Source organism: Microcoleus sp. Pol12B5 (assembly GCF_036701335.1).
In the GTDB taxonomy this organism is placed as follows: Bacteria; Cyanobacteriota; Cyanobacteriia; order Cyanobacteriales; family Microcoleaceae; genus Microcoleus.
Genome location: NZ_JAUBQQ010000066.1, coordinates 15,753 through 35,128 on the forward strand (window position 1 = coordinate 15,753; position 19,376 = coordinate 35,128).

Annotated in this window: 16 protein-coding genes and 1 pseudogene; 10 read left to right on the plus strand and 7 right to left on the minus strand. The window is 47.0% G+C overall.

The features are described from left to right. Positions 1-84: 84 nt before the first annotated feature. Positions 85-465 carry a hypothetical protein gene (locus QUA24_RS21945; protein WP_333036846.1) on the minus strand — a complete coding sequence of 127 codons (381 nt, stop codon included), beginning with the start codon at positions 463-465 and terminating at the stop codon, positions 85-87. 6 nt (positions 466-471) lie between these two features. On the opposite strand from QUA24_RS21945, the gene QUA24_RS21950 reads away from it, so the two are divergent. Together QUA24_RS21950 and QUA24_RS21955 are read left to right on the plus strand one after the other, a co-directional pair. Continuing rightward, positions 472-666 (plus strand): hypothetical protein, encoded by a 195-nt coding sequence (locus QUA24_RS21950; protein WP_333232058.1) that lies wholly within the window; start codon positions 472-474, stop codon positions 664-666. A 284-nt stretch (positions 667-950) separates the two neighbouring features. Then, positions 951-1,505, plus strand: coding sequence for a M23 family metallopeptidase (locus QUA24_RS21955; protein WP_333232081.1), 555 nt, complete (start codon positions 951-953; stop codon positions 1,503-1,505). A 176-nt stretch (positions 1,506-1,681) separates the two neighbouring features. Here QUA24_RS21955 and ftsH read toward each other — a convergent pair whose 3' ends face one another. Continuing rightward, the gene (gene ftsH, locus QUA24_RS21960) at positions 1,682-3,616 is read right to left on the minus strand and encodes an ATP-dependent zinc metalloprotease FtsH (protein ID WP_333232061.1); all 1,935 of its coding nucleotides are present in this window, start codon (positions 3,614-3,616) and stop codon (positions 1,682-1,684) included. Between the two features lie 458 nt (positions 3,617-4,074). Between ftsH and QUA24_RS21965 the strand changes: the two genes are divergently transcribed. Beyond that, a complete protein-coding gene (locus tag QUA24_RS21965) occupies positions 4,075-4,620 on the plus strand; it encodes an NADPH-dependent FMN reductase (RefSeq protein WP_333232063.1) in 546 nt (181 codons plus the stop codon). A 152-nt stretch (positions 4,621-4,772) separates the two neighbouring features. Here QUA24_RS21965 and QUA24_RS21970 read toward each other — a convergent pair whose 3' ends face one another. Beyond that, a complete protein-coding gene (locus QUA24_RS21970) occupies positions 4,773-5,003 on the minus strand; it encodes a hypothetical protein (protein WP_333232065.1) in 231 nt (76 codons plus the stop codon). Positions 5,004-5,135: 132 nt separating this feature from the next. On the opposite strand from QUA24_RS21970, the gene psb32 reads away from it, so the two are divergent. Beyond that, positions 5,136-5,858 carry a photosystem II repair protein Psb32 gene (gene psb32, locus QUA24_RS21975; protein ID WP_333213356.1) on the plus strand — a complete coding sequence of 241 codons (723 nt, stop codon included), beginning with the start codon at positions 5,136-5,138 and terminating at the stop codon, positions 5,856-5,858. A gap of 70 nt (positions 5,859-5,928) precedes the next feature. On the opposite strand, the gene QUA24_RS21980 is transcribed toward psb32, so the two are convergent. Next, the gene (locus QUA24_RS21980) at positions 5,929-6,312 is read right to left on the minus strand and encodes a DUF4346 domain-containing protein (protein ID WP_333232067.1); all 384 of its coding nucleotides are present in this window, start codon (positions 6,310-6,312) and stop codon (positions 5,929-5,931) included. 61 nt (positions 6,313-6,373) lie between these two features. Between QUA24_RS21980 and QUA24_RS21985 the strand changes: the two genes are divergently transcribed. From QUA24_RS21985 to QUA24_RS21995, 3 genes are all read left to right on the plus strand, one after another. Beyond that, positions 6,374-6,502, plus strand: a complete 129-nt coding sequence (locus QUA24_RS21985) for a hypothetical protein (RefSeq protein ID WP_333232068.1) — start codon at positions 6,374-6,376, stop codon at positions 6,500-6,502. Between the two features lie 149 nt (positions 6,503-6,651). Further along, positions 6,652-7,704 (plus strand): DNA (cytosine-5-)-methyltransferase, encoded by a 1,053-nt coding sequence (dcm, locus tag QUA24_RS21990; RefSeq protein ID WP_333232070.1) that lies wholly within the window; start codon positions 6,652-6,654, stop codon positions 7,702-7,704. An 85-nt stretch (positions 7,705-7,789) separates the two neighbouring features. Beyond that, a complete protein-coding gene (locus QUA24_RS21995; RefSeq protein WP_333232071.1) occupies positions 7,790-8,230 on the plus strand; it encodes a DUF29 family protein in 441 nt (146 codons plus the stop codon). 118 nt (positions 8,231-8,348) lie between these two features. On the opposite strand, the gene QUA24_RS22000 is transcribed toward QUA24_RS21995, so the two are convergent. After that, positions 8,349-10,157: an aspartate kinase gene (locus QUA24_RS22000; RefSeq protein ID WP_333232073.1), complete on the minus strand. Its 1,809-nt coding sequence runs from the start codon at positions 10,155-10,157 to the stop codon at positions 8,349-8,351. Between the two features lie 294 nt (positions 10,158-10,451). Continuing rightward, positions 10,452-11,216: pseudogene (locus QUA24_RS22005) on the minus strand (Uma2 family endonuclease). Between the two features lie 114 nt (positions 11,217-11,330). Here QUA24_RS22005 and QUA24_RS22010 point away from each other — a divergent pair. Continuing rightward, positions 11,331-11,990 (plus strand): HAD family hydrolase, encoded by a 660-nt coding sequence (locus QUA24_RS22010; RefSeq protein WP_333232075.1) that lies wholly within the window; start codon positions 11,331-11,333, stop codon positions 11,988-11,990. 406 nt (positions 11,991-12,396) lie between these two features. Further along, positions 12,397-15,741, plus strand: coding sequence for a PAS domain S-box protein (locus QUA24_RS22015; RefSeq protein WP_333232077.1), 3,345 nt, complete (start codon positions 12,397-12,399; stop codon positions 15,739-15,741). A 273-nt stretch (positions 15,742-16,014) separates the two neighbouring features. On the opposite strand, the gene QUA24_RS22020 is transcribed toward QUA24_RS22015, so the two are convergent. After that, positions 16,015-18,261, minus strand: coding sequence for an iron uptake porin (locus QUA24_RS22020; RefSeq protein ID WP_333232079.1), 2,247 nt, complete (start codon positions 18,259-18,261; stop codon positions 16,015-16,017). A 171-nt stretch (positions 18,262-18,432) separates the two neighbouring features. On the opposite strand from QUA24_RS22020, the gene QUA24_RS22025 reads away from it, so the two are divergent. Continuing rightward, positions 18,433-19,164 carry a sucrose-phosphate phosphatase gene (locus QUA24_RS22025; protein WP_333232080.1) on the plus strand — a complete coding sequence of 244 codons (732 nt, stop codon included), beginning with the start codon at positions 18,433-18,435 and terminating at the stop codon, positions 19,162-19,164. The last annotated feature ends 212 nt before the right edge of the window (positions 19,165-19,376 follow it).

Genomic DNA, 19,376 nt, shown 5'->3' on the forward strand with positions numbered 1-19,376 from the left:
TGAGATTACGATCAATTCTAGAGGCTGGTAAATCTCCGAATATCTTGAGCAATCCAAAATCCAAAATCCACAATCTAAAATCGCCTAAGATTGACCGTCACGGCGACCGAGTTCGTACACGCCGCCACCAATACAGGCGATCGTACCCATAGATACCGCCCAACCAGTGCCCAGAGACAATTCCACGCCCCAATTGCACAATCCGCCCACAATTAAAAAGGGCAGAATGCTCAACAGGGAAGCGTAAAAGGCATTTTGGGCTTCTCTGGCTTGGCGGGTTCTTTCAAACTCGGCTTCCGAGGTGTAGAGGGATCTCTCGGCAAAATTCATCCAGCGGTTGAGTTGCAGGATTACCCATTCTGTCACGGGCGACAGGCCCCAGTACAGGGCCAAAGACCACAAGGACGCACCAGCGATCGCAGTTGCGTCTATGGCAAAACTAAAGGGAAAAATTTCAGTAAGCATTGCTTGATGTCTGTTATGAATTTGAGATTTCGGACGGCATCCAAAATCCCCGAACTTAACTATAGTGTCAAGCAAAAGCTCGATCGAATTCAACCGCAGCAGGAATTCCTCGGCCAACTTTTTTTATTACCCCTGGGCATTTACCCGGAAGCCTTGACACCGGTTTTGGATGGAGTAAGATACACGTTGTTGATAAACTGATTCGCGATCGCGGGTAGAGCTCAAAGCCAATCTTGCAGCGAATTGGCATAATTTACATCTTGCACCCTTCTCAGAAACGGACAAGATGCCCGTTCCACAAAGAATGATTTTTTTGTGGGGTGGGCCGGAAAGCCTGCCCCTGAAAGATTTATTGACATTGGTGCAAGATGTGAGCCTAACAGACAACGCAAACTCCCACACACATTTAACTTTGAGCCGTGAAAAAAATCCTGCAAGACTTTAGAGGCCCGCTGACGGCAAAACGCTTTTTTCGTCTCAGACAGATGCTGCTGCTGGCACTTTCGATCGGCATTGTGTTGATCAGCCCTTATTTGCAGCAGCAGGTGGTCAAAGCTCAGTCAGGCTTACCAAGCAGAGTAGCGACGGGTAATTTGTGGCAAGAAGCTTCTTTTCCAGTCGAAAACTTTGAAACATACACCTCCGCCTTCGGCCCCCGTGGCGGGGATTTTCATTACGGTTTGGACATGGCTGCCCCGGAAGGCAGCTATATCCGAAATTGGTGGGGCGGGCAAATTGTGGAAGTTTGGGAAGATGGTCGATGCGGCACTGGTATGGTGGTGCGATCGGGAAATTGGGAACACATCTACTGTCACCTCAGAGGCCGAGTGCTAACGGCTAATGGAGGGCGTTATTATACCGATCGCGAAGGTACATTGCAAATTTGGCAAGGTCAAACAGTGCCTGCGGGTGCGAGAATTGCCAGAGTTGGGATGACCGGCCGCACGAGTGGGCCTCACTTGCACTGGGGATTGAAGTACGGCGGCCGCTGGGTTGACCCGGCTTTGGTACTCCGGGAAATGTACGCGCAACAATCTTAATTTGTCATTAGTCATTAGTTAGTAGTCATTAGTCATTAGTTAGTATTCATTAGTTAGTAGTCATTTTTCTTGGTTTGTAGTAAGGACTAAAGTCCTTATTTTGTCGGTAATGAGGACTTTAGTCCTCACTACAAACTTGAATAACTAATGACCAATGACTAATGACTAATGACTCTTTACGTTGGTGCCAACTCTTTTTTGTTTACCTCGGTGTACCGCTGGACAATTTGGCGGAATTCATCGCCGTCGATGGTTTCTTCATCCAACAGCGCTTCGACAAGTTTGTCTACCAAAGCGCGGTTTTCGCGGATAATCCGGCGAGCTTCTTCGTAGCAGTCAAAGGCAATTTCCCGGACTTGGCGATCGATCTTGATTGCCATGTCTTCGGAATACTCCGATCGCGAATTCCAGTTTTGGCCCAAAAACACCTCATTGTTCGGACTTTCAAAAGCCACAGGGCCCAAATCCGACATTCCATAAAGCGTTACCATCTCCCTCGCGAGACTGCTAACTTTTCTGAGATCACTACCGGCACCGGTGTCGATTTCAGCATCGCCATAAATTTCGGCCTCCGCCGCCCGTCCCCCCAAAGCTACTTTAATTCGGTTTAACAGCAAAGCCCGACTCCTCAAACCTTCGCTGTCGAGCATTTCGTCGTCAAGCACAAAGCTAGTAAAGCCTTCGATGCCGCCGGAACGAGGAATAATCGTTACTTTTTCCACCGGGTCGGCATTTTTGAGCATGGTCGCGACTAGGGCGTGTCCGACTTCGTGGTATGCTGTCATCCACTTTTTCTTGCTATCCAGCAGCGGGTTGAGCGTAAGCCCGATCGTGATCCGGTCGATCGCGTCGTGAACTTCTAAGTTACTAATCGTGTCTTTGCGACGCCTCGCTGTGAGAATAGCTGCTTCGTTGAGCAAGTTTGCCAAGTCGGCGCCGGAAAAGCCGGGAGTGCGACGGGCGATCGTGTCTAGGGCAACTTCTGGGTCGAGTTTTTTGTTGCGCGCGTGAACTTGCAAAATCCCTAAACGCCCTTTGTAACTGGGCAAATCTACCGTTACTTGCCGATCGAACCTGCCGGGCCGCAGCAGGGCGGTATCGAGTACGTCGGGCCGGTTTGTAGCTGCAATCACAATCACGCCACTGTTACCCTCAAAGCCGTCCATTTCTGTCAGCAACTGGTTGAGAGTTTGTTCGCGTTCGTCGTTGCCGCCGCCGATACCAGCGCCGCGCTGCCTTCCTACGGCGTCTATTTCGTCGATAAAGACGATGCAGGGCGAATTTTCTTTAGCTTTCTTGAACAAGTCCCGGACGCGGGAAGCACCAACTCCGACAAACATTTCGACAAATTCCGAACCGGAGATGCTGAAGAAGGGGACGGCTGCTTCGCCTGCGATGGCTTTTGCCAGCATTGTTTTGCCGGTTCCTGGAGGCCCGATTAACAGAACTCCTCTGGGAATTTTGGCGCCGATGGCGTTGAAGCGTTCGGGTTTTTTGAGGAAGGTTACGACTTCTTGCAGTTCTTCTTTAGCTTCTTCGATGCCTGCTACGTCGTCGAACATCACGCCGGTTTTAGCTTCCATTTGGAAACGAGCTCTGGATTTGCCGAAGTTCATGGCATTTCCTTGAGATTGGGTCGATCGGCGCAGGATTGCCATAAGCACTGCCAACACTGCAAAAATCACTAGCAAGTTTACTACTAAACTGACTGCGGCGGCGTTGTCGGCTGTTTGTTTGACTTCAAAGTCAATCTTTTTGGCGCGGATTTGCGAGTACAGTTCTCGGTTGTTGTAGTCGAACAGGCTAACTGATTGGGTCTGATCGCTTTTTTGATTTTTTAGCCTAACCTTGGCAGTTTTTTGAGTTTCGTCTACTTCGATTTTACTGACTTGCCCTTTTTCTATGTTGTCGATCAGTTGGCTGTAACTCATGGTGTTTGGCGCGCTGTCGGCAAACACCGGGGTCGAGAGCAATATTCCTTGAGAAATCACCAAACTGCCCAGGATGCGCCAAATATTCCGTCCTGGAATTGATTTTTTAGGATTCTGGCTCGACTTGTCTTTGTTTACAGCTAGATGCCCCAGCCATGCGTGTTTCCAAGAATTTTTCATATTGCTTTGCCCAAGGTTGAAGAGTGCCAAGATTGACCGCTTTTGGTTTGCTACGTTCATTTATTTTAACAAGAGGGCGGGTGTTGAATGGGTTTATCTCTCGCGGGCATCTTAAGAAACCCCTCAAGAGGGGGGGTTTTGAATCCACGGCTGCTCAAGAAACCGGGTTTTTTACCTCATCTGCGGGCTATAACCCAGGATTTTGCTCAAATAACCCGGTTGCTGGGCCCCCTCCACTGAACTTACCCACGGCTGCTCAAGAAACCGGGTTTTTTACCTCATCTGCGGGCTATAACCCATGATTTTGCTCAAAAAACCCGGTTTGTGGGCTCCGTCGGTAAATCTAAAATCTAAAATCTAAAATCTAAAATCGATTGACAGTTGCCGATCGAACTTGCTATGTTAATCATACTCGTAATGAGTCCGCTTTAGTAAGTCAGTTTTTGTTTTTAAGCTTTATGGTAAAAATTGTCGGCATTGGTGGAAGTTTGCGGGCTGGTTCCTACAGCCAGTTAGCATTGAAGGTGGCAGCAGAACGGGCGCAGGCCCTGGGCGCGGAAGTTGAAATATTGGATTTGCGATCGCTCACTCTGCCATTCTGCAATGGTGAGAATGATTATATCGATTACCCCGATGTGGAAAAGCTGCGAAATGCGGTTAAGCAAGCGGACGGCTTGATTTTGGCAACGCCGGAGTATCACGGTAGCGTCAGCGGTGCTCTCAAGAATGCCCTGGATTTGATGAGTTTTGAGCATTTGGACGGGAAAGTTGCGGGTGGGATTAGCGTTTTGGGAGGGCAAGTTAACAACAACGCACTCAACGATTTGCGCGTGATTTTGAGATGGGTGCACGCTTGGGTAATTCCCGAACAAATTGCGATCGGACAAGCTTGGAAAGCTTTTAGTCCTGATGGTAAATTGTTGGATGAAAAACTGTCGGAAAGGTTCGACGAATTTGCTCGGAGTTTAGTAGAAAATACGCGGAAATTGAGAGGAATTCCGTAATTGTATTTCAGGAAAAACGCACTCTTGGACGCAACTGGCATATTATTCGGATGCGTCAGTTGCCATAATTGCTCGATTTGAAGAGGTTTTTTCTCTAGTAGAGCACCCTACAAGCTGTGATACTAACAGTCAACAGTCAACAGTCAACTGACTTAAAATGGCATATCGATCATGTCTCCGAAAGGATGGGGTAGGTCGATCGGCATTCTTCCTGGTTTTGACTCATATTTGTCTACCCACTTTTTTGCCAATTCCAAAGCTTCCTCCTCAGTCTTGGCATTTTGGACGGCGACGTGGCGGTTGCCGCGACTATCCCAAACCTCGACGTAGAAGACTTTCTGGGATTGAATAATCCAACCTTTATAAGTGTCTGCTGGTTCCATAGTTAGAATCCTAAAATAATCTGGCGGGGAGTTCCACTGGCGAGCTAATTGTAAATATTGCCCTGCATAAAATGAATTTTACGGGGGTTTCTATAGTATTTTTGGAAAAAAGTCAGTTTTACGGTTAACCTCATGACTAGACTCCTGAAGCAATTATTTAACTGGAGAAAATATCTCCAACCTTTGGCCGCGACGATCGCGATCGCCCTAATCGCATCCCAGATGGCGGTATTGCCAGCATTGGCGACTGGCGTTTACGAAATACCGGTGTTGTCGGCGGGCGATCGAACTTGGGTGTTCGACAAAGGCGACGTGCTCAGCCGCAGCAGCGAAAGCAATATCAGCAGCGTGCTCGACAACCTGGAAAACAAAACAGGGAAACAAGTCCGATTTGTCACCATCCACCGCTTAGACTACGGTGAAACGACTGCCACTTTCACCGACCAATTGTTTGAACAGTGGTTTCCCGAAAAAGAAGACCAGACTAATCAAATTTTACTCGTTCTCGACACTGTTACCAACAGCGCGGCAATTCGCACCGGCGAAGGGATTAAGTCCCTGCTAACCGATGAAATTGCCCAGAGTGTAGCCGGGGAAACCGTGCAAGTGCCGCTGCGGGAAGCCAATAAATACAACGAGGCATTTGCGGCTGCAAGTACGCGCATTGCAACTGTTTTGTCGGGCGAACCCGATCCTGGTCCCCCTGAAGTTGTTGACAACATTCAAGTTGAAGGCACGTTTAAAAAAGCTGAAGAAACAGATCAAGGCAATGCCACAGTTGTTGTGGTTGTGCTGTTGGTGTTGGCGACAGTGATTCCGATGGTGACTTATTTCTGGTATCAAGGTTTTTCGTGATCGGGTGCTGATAAATTCGATCGGTTGCCGTTTTGTCCAGAAATTCTGGCAGGGCTGCACTAATCTTGAACTAATCTTGAACGTATTCTCTATCGCTCAACAATGCAATTTCTGCCCGCACAAATTCCCGTCCCAGATAAGCCGCGTGATCTAACATTGTCACCGGGCTGGGGCGGGTTTCTTCTAGAATTTTGACACAAAGTTCTTTGGCGGTTCTGCCGGTAAAAAGTGTGGATTGGGTGCGTTCTACCTTGCCGCGGGCGGGGATGGGTTTGCCAGTTTCGGGATCGACGGCTAGGCCTCGATCGTCGATGATGTTGGTGAAATGTTTGGCACAAATTAAGCCGGTTTCGCGATCGAGATAAATGATGAAGTAGCCACCTGGATCGAGGTCGATGTGGCGTTTGGATAGGCTGTCATCGATGGCGGTGAGATTTTCCAAGGTTTGACTCATGGTTGGTGAAAGGAAGTAAACAATAGCTATATTTTTTTTGCTATTTCTAGTTTAGTCGGCTGTGGGACAAGTTTGGGACATTGGTTGGTTGAATGCGGGGGGGAAGTTTCGGGCGATCGACAATCCCTGCAATTTGCCGATCGCTCCTATGCTACAGTCGATCGGGTTCGACAGAGAAATTGATGAGTGAACTTAAGACGCGATCGCTGTTAGCTCCCCGACTTCTTCAAGAAGTCGGGGAGCTGGGAATTCTGTTTTTTTAGCCGTTGCTCACTTATCTATGATGCAAAATCGGTTATTATTGTATAGATGATTTGTTTGTGTTAAAGCTGAGCTAAAATGAAATTTATAGATTTGTTTTCAGGAATAGGAGGTTTCAGACAAGGGTTTGAAAAAATAGGCTTTGAATGCGTTTTTTCCTGCGAAATTAACAGCAAATGCCGACAAGTTTACACGGAGAACTTCGGTGAGGTTCCTTTTGGAGATATCAGTAAAATTAATCCCGTCGAGTTAGAAGACTTTGATGTTTTAGTCGCCGGGTTTCCGTGCCAACCTTTTAGCATCTGTGGCAAAAAGCTAGGTTTTGAAGATACTAGAGGCACGCTATTTTTCGAGATTTGTAAAATTATCAAAATCAAGCAGCCTAAAGTTATCGTTCTCGAAAATGTCAAGCACTTAATCCATCACGACAAGGGAAATACCTTAAAAGTAATTATTGCCAGTCTTGAAGATTTGGGATACAGCGTGAATTACAAACTGCTGAATGCTAAAGACTTTGGAATTGCTCAACATCGTGAAAGAATATTTATCATTGCAACTAAAGGTAAACCATTCAATTTTTCTCGGCTTAAAACCCGGTTGACTCCAAAGCTCAGGGAATTTCTAGACAAGACAGGGGATTTTGAAATATTGGATAAATCCGAGTATACTTTAATTGATTATCCGAGAAAGCAAGATTCGGGACTTTTGTTTGTAGGTTACAGAAATAAAGGTACTTGGAAAACTGGCGTAAGGTCAAATACAGAACATTTATCGAGAGTTCACAGACAGCCTAATCGCATTTATTCGGTAGATGGAGTGCATCCGACTATTCCTTCGCAAGAAACCTCTGGCCGGTTTTTTATCTACATTCCTGAGCAAGATATGGTGAGAAAATTGACGCTGAAGGAATGTTACCGTCTTATGGGTTTTCCTGAAGATTTTAAGAGTTATCCGAGTGCGGGGGAAAGTTACAAGCAAATTGGGAATTCGGTTTGTGTACCGGTGGTGGAGGCGATCGCGCAAGAAATATTAAGTCAAAATTTGTTGTATGATGAAAAGAAAGAACTACCAATATGTCCCGACTCCCGACTTCTGCAAGCAGTTGGGACTCTAGTTAATACTATTACTTGAGATTAATTTTATTAAATAATTTTAGCATTAACCAAGCGCTAACTTTGAGCTATAATATAAGTCACCCAAGAGAGATCTAGTCGTCATGGAAGAATTACTCACCTTAAAAAGCTTACTGCTAAAAGGGGATATACCTGGGTCATTAGCTATAGTTGAAGAACTAGAAGAAATGAGCAAAAAAGACATCATTAAAACTATTCGCAGCTATGCAGTGATTTTACTATTGCATCTGATTAAACAGCAAGCTGAAAATCGCACAACTCGCTCTTGGGATATCTCGATTCGCAACTCAGTTCTAGAAATTCAGGAGGAAAATAAGCGACCGAGAGGCGCGGGATTTTACTTACCTCTAGAAGAGTTAATCATTGTTTTAGAAATGGCGTATCGACAAGCTATTAACAAAGCTTCCCTAGAAGTGGAAGAAGGGCGTTATGAACCAAGAGAATTGTCGCAGTTAGTGAATCAAGAGGCACTTATTAATCAAGCAATGACTTTAATTTCACAAGAAGCTGAAGATAAGGACTAAATTTACCCAAAGTCAGGAGACGGCATTGCCATTTCCCTACCTCAACTAATTGTAGGGAAACGGCATTGCCGTCTCCTCTATTTTTGTAAGGACACGCCAGTGCCGTTTCCCTACTTGATTAGGCGGGAACTTGGATTTTTTCAGTGCCGGCAAGTTCAAAGGCTGCGTGAATTGCCTTCAAAGCAGTTACGGCTTGTTCCTCATCCACAACGCAGCTAATTTTAATCTCGGAAGTGGCAATCATTTGAATGTTGATTTGCTGGCGGGAAAGCGCTTCAAACATCTTTGCCGCTACTCCCGGATGCGCTACCATCCCGGAACCTACAACGCTAACTTTGGCAATTTGTGTATCGACTGCTACTTCGCCCCATCCGAATTCTGGGGCGGCTTTTTCGAGGGCTTTTTTAGCAGCTTCGGCGTCGATTTGTGCTACGGTAAATGCAATGTCGCGAGTTAATATGCCGTCGATATTGTGGCAGCGCTGCGACTGAATGATTGTGTCTACGCTGATATTTTCCTCGGCTAAAAGTCCGAACAGTTTTGCTGCTACTCCGGGGCGATCGGGCAATTGGCGAATTGCTAGACGCGCTTGATTGAGATCCAACGCAACGGCGCGGACTGCAGGCGGTTTGTGGGATGATGAATGCAGCCCAATAGGGGAGTTGGCCACATCAAATGTTTTGCAGAGTTCGGCAACTGCCCGATCGCAATCTTCGGCATCGATCGCACAACTAACTTTCACCTCGGATGTAGAAATCATTTGAATGTTAATCCCCGCATCCGCTAAAGTCTTAAACATCTGCGCCGCTACCCTCGGACGACCGATCATTCCCGCACCCGCAATGCTAACTTTAGCTATTGGCCGCTCTTCTGCTTTCACTTCCGGTTCTCCCAATTCGGGGCGAGAATTCTTGCCGAGGGCGGGTACAATCGCATCAGCAACCGCGACAGCTTGATTCAGCGAATTTCTCGTCACTGTGAAAGCAATATCGTTAGTATTTCCTTCATGAATTGACTGGATAATTAAGTCTACATCGAGGTTTTGTTGCGCGATCGCACCAAACAACCGCGCTGCTACGCCGGGGCGATCGGGCAAACGCAGCAGCGACACCCCCGCCTGATCTAAGTCAAATTCCACCGCATCCACCGCTGTTGCGAGCTCCAAACCCTCCAAAGGCCGAAGTTTCGGGGGTGGGGACACTACCCGCGTACCGGGGGCGTCACTCCAGCTAGAAAGCACTACCAGCGGCACGCCGTAATTCTTGGCAATTTCTACCGCGCGCGGGTGGAGGACTTTTGCGCCCAAACTCGCCAATTCCAGCATTTCGTCGCAAGTGATTTCGTCCATCAATTGCGCGTCGGCAACCAAGCGCGGATCTGTAGTCAGAATTCCGGGCACGTCGGTATAGATTTCGCATCTGTCGGCCCGCAGCGCTGCAGCGAGGGCAACTGCTGTCGTGTCGGAACCACCGCGCCCCAAGGTGGTAATTTCCAATTCTCCGGCATCGGCTATGCCTTGGAAACCCGCAACCACAACGACTTTACCGCTTTTTAGCTGACTCTCAAGCCGATTGGGATCGATCCGCAAAATTCGGGCGCGGGTGTGGGCGGCTTCGGTGACAATGCCGACTTGGGCGCCGGTGAGGGAAATGGCGGGCTGTCCCATTTCCTGCAATGCCATGCTCAAAAGTGCGATCGAGACTTGTTCCCCAGTGGAAAGCAACATATCCATTTCCCGCTTGTTGGGATTTGGGGAAATTTCCTTGGCGAGTTTAACTAAACCGTCGGTGGTTTTGCCCATCGCTGAAAGTACGACAACCAGAGAGTTGCCAAGCTGTGCTGTTTTTACAACTCGTCGGGCTACTTCCAAAATGCGATCGACTGTACCAACCGAGGTTCCGCCATATTTCTGAACAATTAGTGCCATAGGACTTACACAAAAAGTGATGCAATACTTTAAGCTAATATACGCAAATTTTTGATAATAACCGATGAATGTTTATATCGTTTCTGAGGAGGCTGCTAGGCGATCGGGTTTTTACAGCACATGATGTTCCTAGGGACACTGAATTGGCGTGTCTCTACCGGAATCGGCGACTGATGGGAATTTAGATTGTTGATTGAAGAATTGAAGAATTACCAATGACTTATGAAGAACCCAACCCCGATAAGCATCAGTCCTCCCCAATCTAAAATCTAAAATCTAAAATCTAAAATCGAATTACTCGCCTTCTAACTCTCGCAAACGCGCTTCCAAAGCTTGAATTCGCAACTCAGCTTCTATGCGCCTTTGTCGTTCTCGTTCTGTAACTAATTCGGCTTGTTCTACCCGTTCCTCGGCCGCCGGCAGCAAATTCCCGGAAGCATCCCACCAGCGCAGCCAAGGCAGCTCTACGTCCTGATAAACCCCTTGCTAAATGCCTAATTCCACTCCTATTTGTGCGATCGAGTAATGTCCGCCCTGATTTTGTTGGACTAACTCGAAGCGATCCTCTACCAAATGATCAACTTCAACTTGTGCTTTGGTGACTTCATAAATGCCTTAAAATGCAGGTCGAATTATCCGCTCGTAAATCCAGAATTTTCCCTGGCGAGGAGTCTTATCTCTTTCTTCACTGCCATCGCCCGAAACAAATTCAAGTACAATTAGAGGTGGCATTAATTCCCGCCACATTACATAGGAACGGCGAAGATTTCCGTCAAGAGTTGGCGGCACGTCTGGCACGTAAAACCAATCAGGTGCTTGGGCTCCTCTTTCTGGCGGTTCCGGGGGTTGGGCTACCCGCCAATAAATACCGGAATCTTGACCCATGCAGTATTGTCCGTCGGGATGAACTTGGTCTAAAATTGGTCTAATTGATTTTGTTAACAGGATGCTTTGAGGATGTTCTGGAAAGTTTTTCACAAAAGTACCGTCGGAGTCTGGTAATTGAGTGTGGTCTGGGAAATCTGTGGCTATAATTTCGGGTTTTTCGGTGACACTCATGTTGACCTCTGGAATGTTGAAAAAATCTGCTTATAATTGCTGAATTAGAGATTAATTATTATGCTATTATTTCGGGGCAAACCTCCGTTTTCTATATAGAAAATTTTAAAGAAGATGAGTCAGTACAAGTTAATTATTTTTGACTTCGACGGCACTTTGGCAATTACTCACAAAGCTATTGTATTTTGCTTTACCAAAACTTTTGAAACTTACAATATTGCCCCACCTGCTGCTGATACTATTATAGGTACAATCGGTATCAATTTACTAAATAGTTTTAAAATCCTCCATCCGGCGATCGAGGAAAGCGCAATTCCCGAATGGGTTGAAACTTACCGATCTTATTATCGGACTGAAGGTGAAAAGCAAGTAGAGTTATTTACCGGGACAAAGCAAGTCTTGGAGTTGGCACGTCAGTCTGGATTGAGCCTGGGTGTTTTTAGCAACAAACACGTTAGTTTTGTGAATGTGTTACTGCAAAGATTGATAATTCACAGTTTTTTTGATGTAATTTTAGGTGATAATGGAAAAATAATTATGAAACCAAATCCGGCGGTTTTTAACTCGATTATTAAACCGCTGTTCCCGGAGTTGAATAACAGTCAAATTTTAATGGTTGGCGATACAGCAATTGATTTGCTGTTTGCTAAAAATGCTGGGATAGATGTTTGTTGGGCAGCTTACGGATATGGCGATCGCGCTCAGTGTCTCGCCCTAGAACCGACTTTCGTGATCGACGATATTTCAGAACTTGCTGTGTTCGTTAAAAATTAATTTTTCCTAGTTTTTTATTAGAATAGTTTGAATACCTTAAGTCCTAGTTTTTTTATTCAAAAAAATCAATAAAGACTCCGGACATTCTATTTTGATTCAACCGTAAAAATAAATGCGCGAACTTGTAAGCTACCTAAAGTCTGCCAAGTAAACCATACCAAAGATAGAGTTATCCCTGGAACAGCTATTATAAATTAACAAGTAGGATTCCTTTGAAGGTAGAAGGCACAAGGCAGGAGCAAATAGGAAAGAAACGAGGGAATCCAGATTTTTTTTAGGTAGTATTAACCGCCAAAATTCTGCATGATAGCCTTTTAACTTCTGCCTTCGGAAAACAGACAATTTTGTTAAACTCTAGGGTGTGCTGGCAGTCGGTATCTACAATAAACTCAATTTATAGAAACTTATGCAGATAGATATAAGCATTCCTTCTGAAACGCTATCGCCGAGTCGTACTGGCGGCACACCGAATTTAATAGAAGAAGTATTTCGGCTGTACGATCGCGCCCTAGCAGCTACCAGCAACGGCATCGCAATCGCGGACGCTACCCGGCCGGACAAGCCTATAGTCTACTGTAACGGGGCTTTCGAGCGGATTACAGGCTACAATCGCAGCGAAATAATCGGGCAGAACTGCCGCTTCCTGCAAGGCCCGGATACCGATGGCGCTGCCGTCGATCAAATCCGCGCGGCCCTGAAAGAACAACACGACTGCAAAGTAGTTCTGAAAAACTACCGCAAAGACGGCACCCCCTTCTGGAACGAACTCACTATCTCGCCGGTGCGCGACAGCAGCGGGCTCGTTACCCACTTCATCGGCGTTCAATCTGATATTACCGATCGCTTCCAAGCAGAAGAAGCCCTCAAAGAAGCCGAGGCAAAATACCGCAGCATTTTTGAAAACGCCACCGAAGGCATATTTCAAACCGCCCCAGACGGGCGCTACCTCAGCGCCAACCCCGCGCTAGCCCGAATGTACGGCTACGATTCCCCGTCAGAATTGATCGCAAAATGTTCGGCAAAAAACATTTACGCCGATCGCACCCGCCGCGCTTCATTCATGGCAGAAATCAGCAAAAACGGCTCCCTGAAAGAGTTTGAGTCCTGCGTCCGCCGCCAAGACGGCAGCACTACCTGGATCTCGGAAAACGTGCGCGAAGTCCGCGACGCAGGCGGAGAAATTCTTTACTACGAAGGAACCGTCGCCGAAATCGCCGATCGCAAACAAGCCGAAGCAGCCCTGCGAAATCAAGAATACTGGTTGAAAACCGCAATTAACGCCGTCCCCGACGCGATCAACCTCACAGACAGCGAGGGGCGCTGGCTGATTGCCAACGACTGCGCCCTCCAACTTTTGGGCTGGGAAACCGCAGACTACCAGGGCAAGACTACTGCCGAACTCGCTGCTGCCGCCGATCCCAGAGTCAGAGAAATCCTGCTAACTTGGCAGGAAACCGACGAAACCACCTGGCAAGCAGGCACTCTCACCTCCAGCCGCCAAATTGTCCCCTTGCCCACAGGCGGCAGCAATTTGTTTGAAGTGCGGAAAGTGCCGCTGTTCAACCCCGACGGTTCGCGCAAAGGTTTGGCAGTGGCGGGGCGGGACATCACCCAGGAAGTGGCAGCGGATGCAGCTTTGCGAGACAGCGAACAGCGGTTTCGGGCAATTTTTGAACGCGCTGCGATCGGCATGGTAGTCGCTACCCTCGAAGGTATTGCGATCGCCACTAATCCGGCATTTCAAGCTATGCTGGGCAGATCGGAAGCTCAACTGCGGGGTGTCGGCCTGGACGAATGCACGCACCCGGAAGACGTACAAGCTTCGCGGGAGTTGTGCCAACAGTTGGCCGCGGGCTCCCGCGAAGCTTATCAAATTGAGAAGCGCTACCTCCGCCAAGACGGCAGCATCAGGTGGGGACGCCTCAGCGCTTCTGTCATCGACAGCAGTCAGGGAACGCCACAGTTTATTTTGCAAATGGTAGAGGATATTACCGATCGCAAATACGCCGAGTCAGCTTTGTTCCAAAATGAGGCTAAGTGGCGATCGCTAATTCTCAACAGTTCCGACATCATTACTATTCTCGACGCCAGCGGTCGCATTGTTTACGAAAGCCCTTCTGTAGAAAGAGTTTTAGGCTACGAACCCGATGAACTCGCCGGTCAAATTGCTCTCGATTTGATCCACCCTGACGACCTTCCCTCGCTGATGTCCGACGCCGAAAAAATGATCGCAAATCCAGGCGATCCGATCGCCCTAGAAGGTCGGTTCCGGCGCGCTGACGGTTCTTGGTGTTTTCTCGAAGGTGTGGGCATCAACTTGCTAGCAGACCCCGCTGTGAACGGAATTGTGATCAACTCCCGCGACATGACCGCGCGCAGGCAAGCAGAGTACCGCCTCAGCAAAATCAACGAGTGCTTTTTGGGATTCACCACGGACGCCGCTGACAACATCCAGCGCCTGACATCCTTAGCCGGCGAGCTTTTGGGCGGAAGCTGCGCCATCTACAGCCGCGTCGGTGGCGGACTGCTGCAAGCGATCGCAACTTGGCAAGCGCCGCCGGACTACCCGCTGGTCGATCGCGCCGAGGGCCACATCTGCACCGACGTATGCAGCAAAGGAAGCGATCGGGCTGTTGCCATTCTCGACTTACAGAACACGATCTACGGCAAAATCGATCCCGCTGTCATCCGCTACCAACTGCGAACCTATCTGGGACAAGCAGTGCGGCTGGGCGACAATTATGTGGGTGCCATGTGCGTTCTCTACACTGAGTCGATCGCGCCCACAGAAGCCGACTGCAAGCTGATCGGAATTATTGCTGGGGCGATCGGAGTTGAGGAAGAACGGGCCGCCGCCGCCGATCGCGATCGACAAAAATCCCAAGAATTGCAAACAGCTTTGCGCGAATTGCAGCAAACTCAAATGCAGTTAGTACAAACCGAAAAAATGTCTTCCCTCGGACAAGTGCTAGCAGGAATTGCCCACGAAATTAACAACCCAGTTGGCTTTGTCGCCGGCAACCTCTGCCACGTGCGAGGCTACGTTCTAGACTTATTAGAAATCGTACAGGTGTATCGAGAAGAGTACCCAAATCCCCCAGCAAAACTTCAGCAACAAGCCGAAGATATAGACTTAGAATTTCTAGCAGAAGACCTGCCAAAATTGCTCAATTCGATGCAGACCGGATGCGAGCGCATTGTAGAAATTATTCAAACTCTCCGAAATTTCTCGCGGGCGGACGAAGCAAAAATCAAAACTGCCGACATTCATGAAGGTTTAGAAAGTACCTTGTTAATGTTGAACAGCCGACTGAAAGCCAAACCCAACTGGCAGGGCATTAAAGTGATTAAAGAATACGGAGAACTGCCGCAAATAAACTGTCATCCCGGACTATTAAATCAGGTTTTTATGAATGTATTTGCAAATGCGATCGACGCCTTGGAAGAAAGCTGCAACCAAGCAAAAAACATCGCAAATTCTACGATCTTTCCTACTATTACCATTCAAACTAAAACGATTGACGACAAGAGCATTTTAATTCGGATTAAAGACAACGGTCAGGGCATTCCCGAAGATCATATTGTGCGTTTATTTGACCCATTCTTTACCACAAAACCCGTAGGTAAAGGCACAGGTTTAGGTTTATCAATTTCACACCAAATTGTCGTTGAAAAACACAACGGGAAATTGCAGTGTCACTCGGAACCGGGTAAAGGTACTGAATTTATCATCGAAATTCCAATTCGTTGACATCAGGACGACGCTAATCAGGATATAGCAATCCTCGCATCATTTGTGAATTTCTTACTTCCTCTCCGCGGGTTCGGGGAGGGTTGGGGTGGGGTAAAAAATTTACGACTCATTGAGGATTGCTATCTAATTATGTTCAAGTCATATCAAATCCGTTAGCATCGGAATAGTAAATTCGAGTTCAATGTTGACTGTTGACGGCGTCAACCGTCAACCGTCAACAGTCAACATCATGTATGAGTGTAACCGGAAATGATATCAGCCCTAACTTACTTAAAAACTAAACTGCGTCCGCAAATTGCCCACAAAAATTGTCGGGTTGTTATCGAAATTGTTGGCATTGCCGATCGCATAAAATGCCGGCACGATCGAAACATGGTCGGTGAGAGGAAAATAATAAGTTGCCTCAATTTCGTACTGCGTGCCACCGTTACCCCCGCCAGAAATCAGAAATCTCCGACCGCCAGTAAAGTCAAAAGGTACTAAATATGACACCGTAAGCAAAGCTCCTTCTTTGAACAAATCGGGAAATGCAAGTCCTAACTGATAAGATTGATTTTTGATCGTGCCGTCCGGTCGGTTAGTCTTGGGAAATATATTGGTTTCGGCGTAGCCGTAACGGCCGAAAAGACCAAAACCACGAGTGACTGACCAATCGAAATTGAAACTATAAGTATTCGCAGTAGCATTCCCCAGCCGACCACCAAAACCGTCATCTGCCACACCGTTTAACGGCTTGCTGTTAGGAGAACCAATTAAGCCGCCGATTTGCTGGATGTTGGAACGGCTGTACAAAAAGCGCAAATTAGTCCGATTGCTCGGACTGAATGTTAATTCTGCTGTAGTCGTATTTGTCCCACCAAACAATCCTTGAGACGGATTGGAAGCGGAATTAAATACGGAAGTGGGCAAAAATTCCGTACTCTCGCCCAAATAGCCAAAACGCAGTTTCAATGCGCGGGCAATATCCCACAAAACCACAGCACCGGCACCGCGTCGGGTAGCGCTTAACAAAGGGCTGTTGTTAGAATTAAAGCTGCTCGCACCGTCTACGAAAAAGTTAAATTTATTGTTGTCAAAGTAGCGGTAAAAATTAATCCGCGGCCCCACTACTACTTGCAAGCTGTTGCTAACAGGGAACCGATAGGAAAGTTCCCGCAGGATAACTTCATTGGGATTTGCTCCGGCAGTTTGATCGAGAAAAGGAGTGCCGAATGTATTGAAAAAACCCGTTGAAGTATACTGGTTGGCTGGGGAATTGCCGTTACCTACAGCTAGCTGTGTAATCAATTCGTCTTTCCCTGTAAAGGAAGTAGTGAGAGTCAACCAAACTAACTGACTGAAAGTGATTTCTGGATCATCGTCCACTCTCTGCACAATTGGTCTATTGGTGACTGGATCGCGTCCGGCTACTCGATCGAGCGGAGCAGCATTTCCATCTATTGCTTCAACTCGGACTCGATCGCCCGCAAAAGCTCCAGTCAGGTTAAACCAAGCAAATCCGTTGAGTTTAGTAGTAGTTGAAAATTGGTTAGCCTCCAATTCGGCAGTGCGGGCTTCTAAAGCATCTACTCTACCGCGCAATGTAGCTAATTCTGCTGCAAATTCTTCTTGCAATCTTTGCAAAGCAAGTAAATCTTCTCGCTTGACTAAATTACCAGTAGAACCGCCAAGTTGTTTGGTAATTTGGTCTAAGCAAGCGTTTAATCCGGCAGCAAATTCGTAGCGAGTCATGGCTCGATTGCCTCGGAATGTGCCGTCTGGATATCCTGCAATGCAGCCGTATCTTTCTACTAGGGATTGCAGTGCTTGAAAAGCCCAATCTGTCGGCCGCACGTCGGAGAGTTGGGAAACAGAAGTGACTTGTGCTGCGTCTTCTTGTATGCTGAGGTCATCAGCGCTGCCCGTCTCGCTGCTGATGTCGTCAACTTTGCTGGCTTCAGCAACTTGTTGAGACTGAGGAGAGTTTGCAGTTTCTAACTCCTGTGGGGGCAATTCGCGAATTGCCTCCGTTATTTCTGGGGTTGTTGTTGCGTGATCGACAATTGCTATATCTTGTTTGGGTAAAGCAGGATCGACAATTGCTATATCTTGTTTGGGTAAAGCAGGATCGACTGTTGCATCTGTTTCGGGTAAAGCGCTATTTACCCAAGCTGCATCTGTTTCGGGTAAAGCGCGATCGACTTTTGCTATATCTGTTTCGGGTGAAGCGCGATCGACTGTTGCATCTGTTTCGGGTAAAGCGCTATTCACCCATGCTGCATCTGTGTCGGGTAAAGCGTGATCGACTGCTGAGTTAGTCTCTGCGGTGAGCGCCGCTAACTGCGGTATCTCAATCTTACCTGCTGCCAGCGCTGCGTCTGGGGTAGCCGTAGGGACGGCACTCCCTTCTAGCGCAACTTCTGGAGCTGAGGTATCCTGAATTTGAGCTGTTGCGGAGATCGGCCCCAAAGGCACTGCCGCACCAGAAATCAAGAAAGACAGCCAAAAAGCTTTAACGGAGGTTGAATTATTCACCATACCACTCACACCACTTGTTGAAAATTAAATTTGGCCAATCTTAAACGATAAGCTTGCTTATAAATGTGTTTGGTTTAACAAATTCTTATAAAGAGTTAAATTTATTTTAGGAAGCGAGCGATTCCCAATCACTAATGACTGAAGACTACTGATTCCTGACTAATTCCCCAAATGAAGTTTTTATTAGTTACAGATTTAGATAACACGCTAGTCGGAGATGACGAAGCAACTCAAGTTTTAAACCAGCGCTTGCAACCTGTGCGATCGCAAATTTGTTTGGTTTACGCTACCGGGCGTTCTTATGCTTCAACTTGCGAATTAATTGCCCAAAAGCAACTGCTAGAACCAGACTATTTGATCGCAGGTGTAGGCAGCGAAATTTACCAAGACGGAATCCTCGATTTAGATTGGGCGGAATATCTTTCTCAAGACTGGGATAAAATGGCGATCGCCTCTTTAGCGCAGCAGTTTTCCCAGCTCAAACCCCAATCTCTAAAAGAACAAAATCCTTGGAAAATCAGTTATTGTTTGGAACCAGGAGCAGAAAATAGCTCGACTGTCCAGGCTTTGCAGCAAAAGTTAACTGAATCAAGACTGCCAGCTCAAATTATTTTTAGCAGCAATAGTAATGTAGATATTTTACCACAAACTAGCAATAAAGGCAATGCCCTTGCTTATTTACAAAAGCGCCTACAAATTCCATTTGAGGCAACATTAGTTTGCGGTGATTCTGGTAATGATATCAGTATGTTTGACCAGGATGTCCGGGGAGTAATCGTCGCTAATGCTCTGTCAGAACTCTTAGAATGGCATCGCAAATGCGGCACTAAAAATCATTATTTAGCAGGTTCTGTTTGCGCTTGGGGAATCATGGAAGGAATGGCATATTTTTGGGAATTTTGATTGCCAAAAATTCGGTTTGGTTTGTAGTGCTCACTGAAGTCCTCAGTACAAACGCATCCGAAGCACCCCAAGTCCTGCAAACCGTTAAAATCTGTTCAGCAATCTCAACCGCCTATCGATCGAACCTGCCAGTTGCGATAAGTAGCTAGACAAAATTAATTACATAGTTTTCTCCAAATTCTTTCAGGATTTTTTCCACAGAGGTAACAAAA

What these genes read in the sequence shown, in the direction of transcription:
- QUA24_RS22025 (WP_333232080.1), top strand. Translation starts at nt 18,433, where the DNA reads ATGAAGTTTTTATTAGTTACAGATTTAGATAACACGCTAGTCGGAGAT.
- QUA24_RS21955 (WP_333232081.1), top strand. Translation starts at nt 951, where the DNA reads ATGCTGCTGCTGGCACTTTCGATCGGCATTGTGTTGATCAGCCCTTAT.
- QUA24_RS21945 (WP_333036846.1), bottom strand. Translation starts at nt 465, where the DNA reads ATGCTTACTGAAATTTTTCCCTTTAGTTTTGCCATAGACGCAACTGCG.
- QUA24_RS21995 (WP_333232071.1), top strand. Translation starts at nt 7,790, where the DNA reads ATGGAAGAATTACTCACCTTAAAAAGCTTACTGCTAAAAGGGGATATA.
- QUA24_RS22015 (WP_333232077.1), top strand. Translation starts at nt 12,397, where the DNA reads ATGCAGATAGATATAAGCATTCCTTCTGAAACGCTATCGCCGAGTCGT.
- ftsH (WP_333232061.1), bottom strand. Translation starts at nt 3,616, where the DNA reads ATGAAAAATTCTTGGAAACACGCATGGCTGGGGCATCTAGCTGTAAAC.
- QUA24_RS21970 (WP_333232065.1), bottom strand. Translation starts at nt 5,003, where the DNA reads ATGGAACCAGCAGACACTTATAAAGGTTGGATTATTCAATCCCAGAAA.
- QUA24_RS22000 (WP_333232073.1), bottom strand. Translation starts at nt 10,157, where the DNA reads ATGGCACTAATTGTTCAGAAATATGGCGGAACCTCGGTTGGTACAGTC.
- dcm (WP_333232070.1), top strand. Translation starts at nt 6,652, where the DNA reads ATGAAATTTATAGATTTGTTTTCAGGAATAGGAGGTTTCAGACAAGGG.
- QUA24_RS21980 (WP_333232067.1), bottom strand. Translation starts at nt 6,312, where the DNA reads ATGAGTCAAACCTTGGAAAATCTCACCGCCATCGATGACAGCCTATCC.
- QUA24_RS22020 (WP_333232079.1), bottom strand. Translation starts at nt 18,261, where the DNA reads ATGGTGAATAATTCAACCTCCGTTAAAGCTTTTTGGCTGTCTTTCTTG.
- QUA24_RS22010 (WP_333232075.1), top strand. Translation starts at nt 11,331, where the DNA reads ATGAGTCAGTACAAGTTAATTATTTTTGACTTCGACGGCACTTTGGCA.
- QUA24_RS21965 (WP_333232063.1), top strand. Translation starts at nt 4,075, where the DNA reads ATGGTAAAAATTGTCGGCATTGGTGGAAGTTTGCGGGCTGGTTCCTAC.
- QUA24_RS21950 (WP_333232058.1), top strand. Translation starts at nt 472, where the DNA reads ATGTCTGTTATGAATTTGAGATTTCGGACGGCATCCAAAATCCCCGAA.
- psb32 (WP_333213356.1), top strand. Translation starts at nt 5,136, where the DNA reads ATGACTAGACTCCTGAAGCAATTATTTAACTGGAGAAAATATCTCCAA.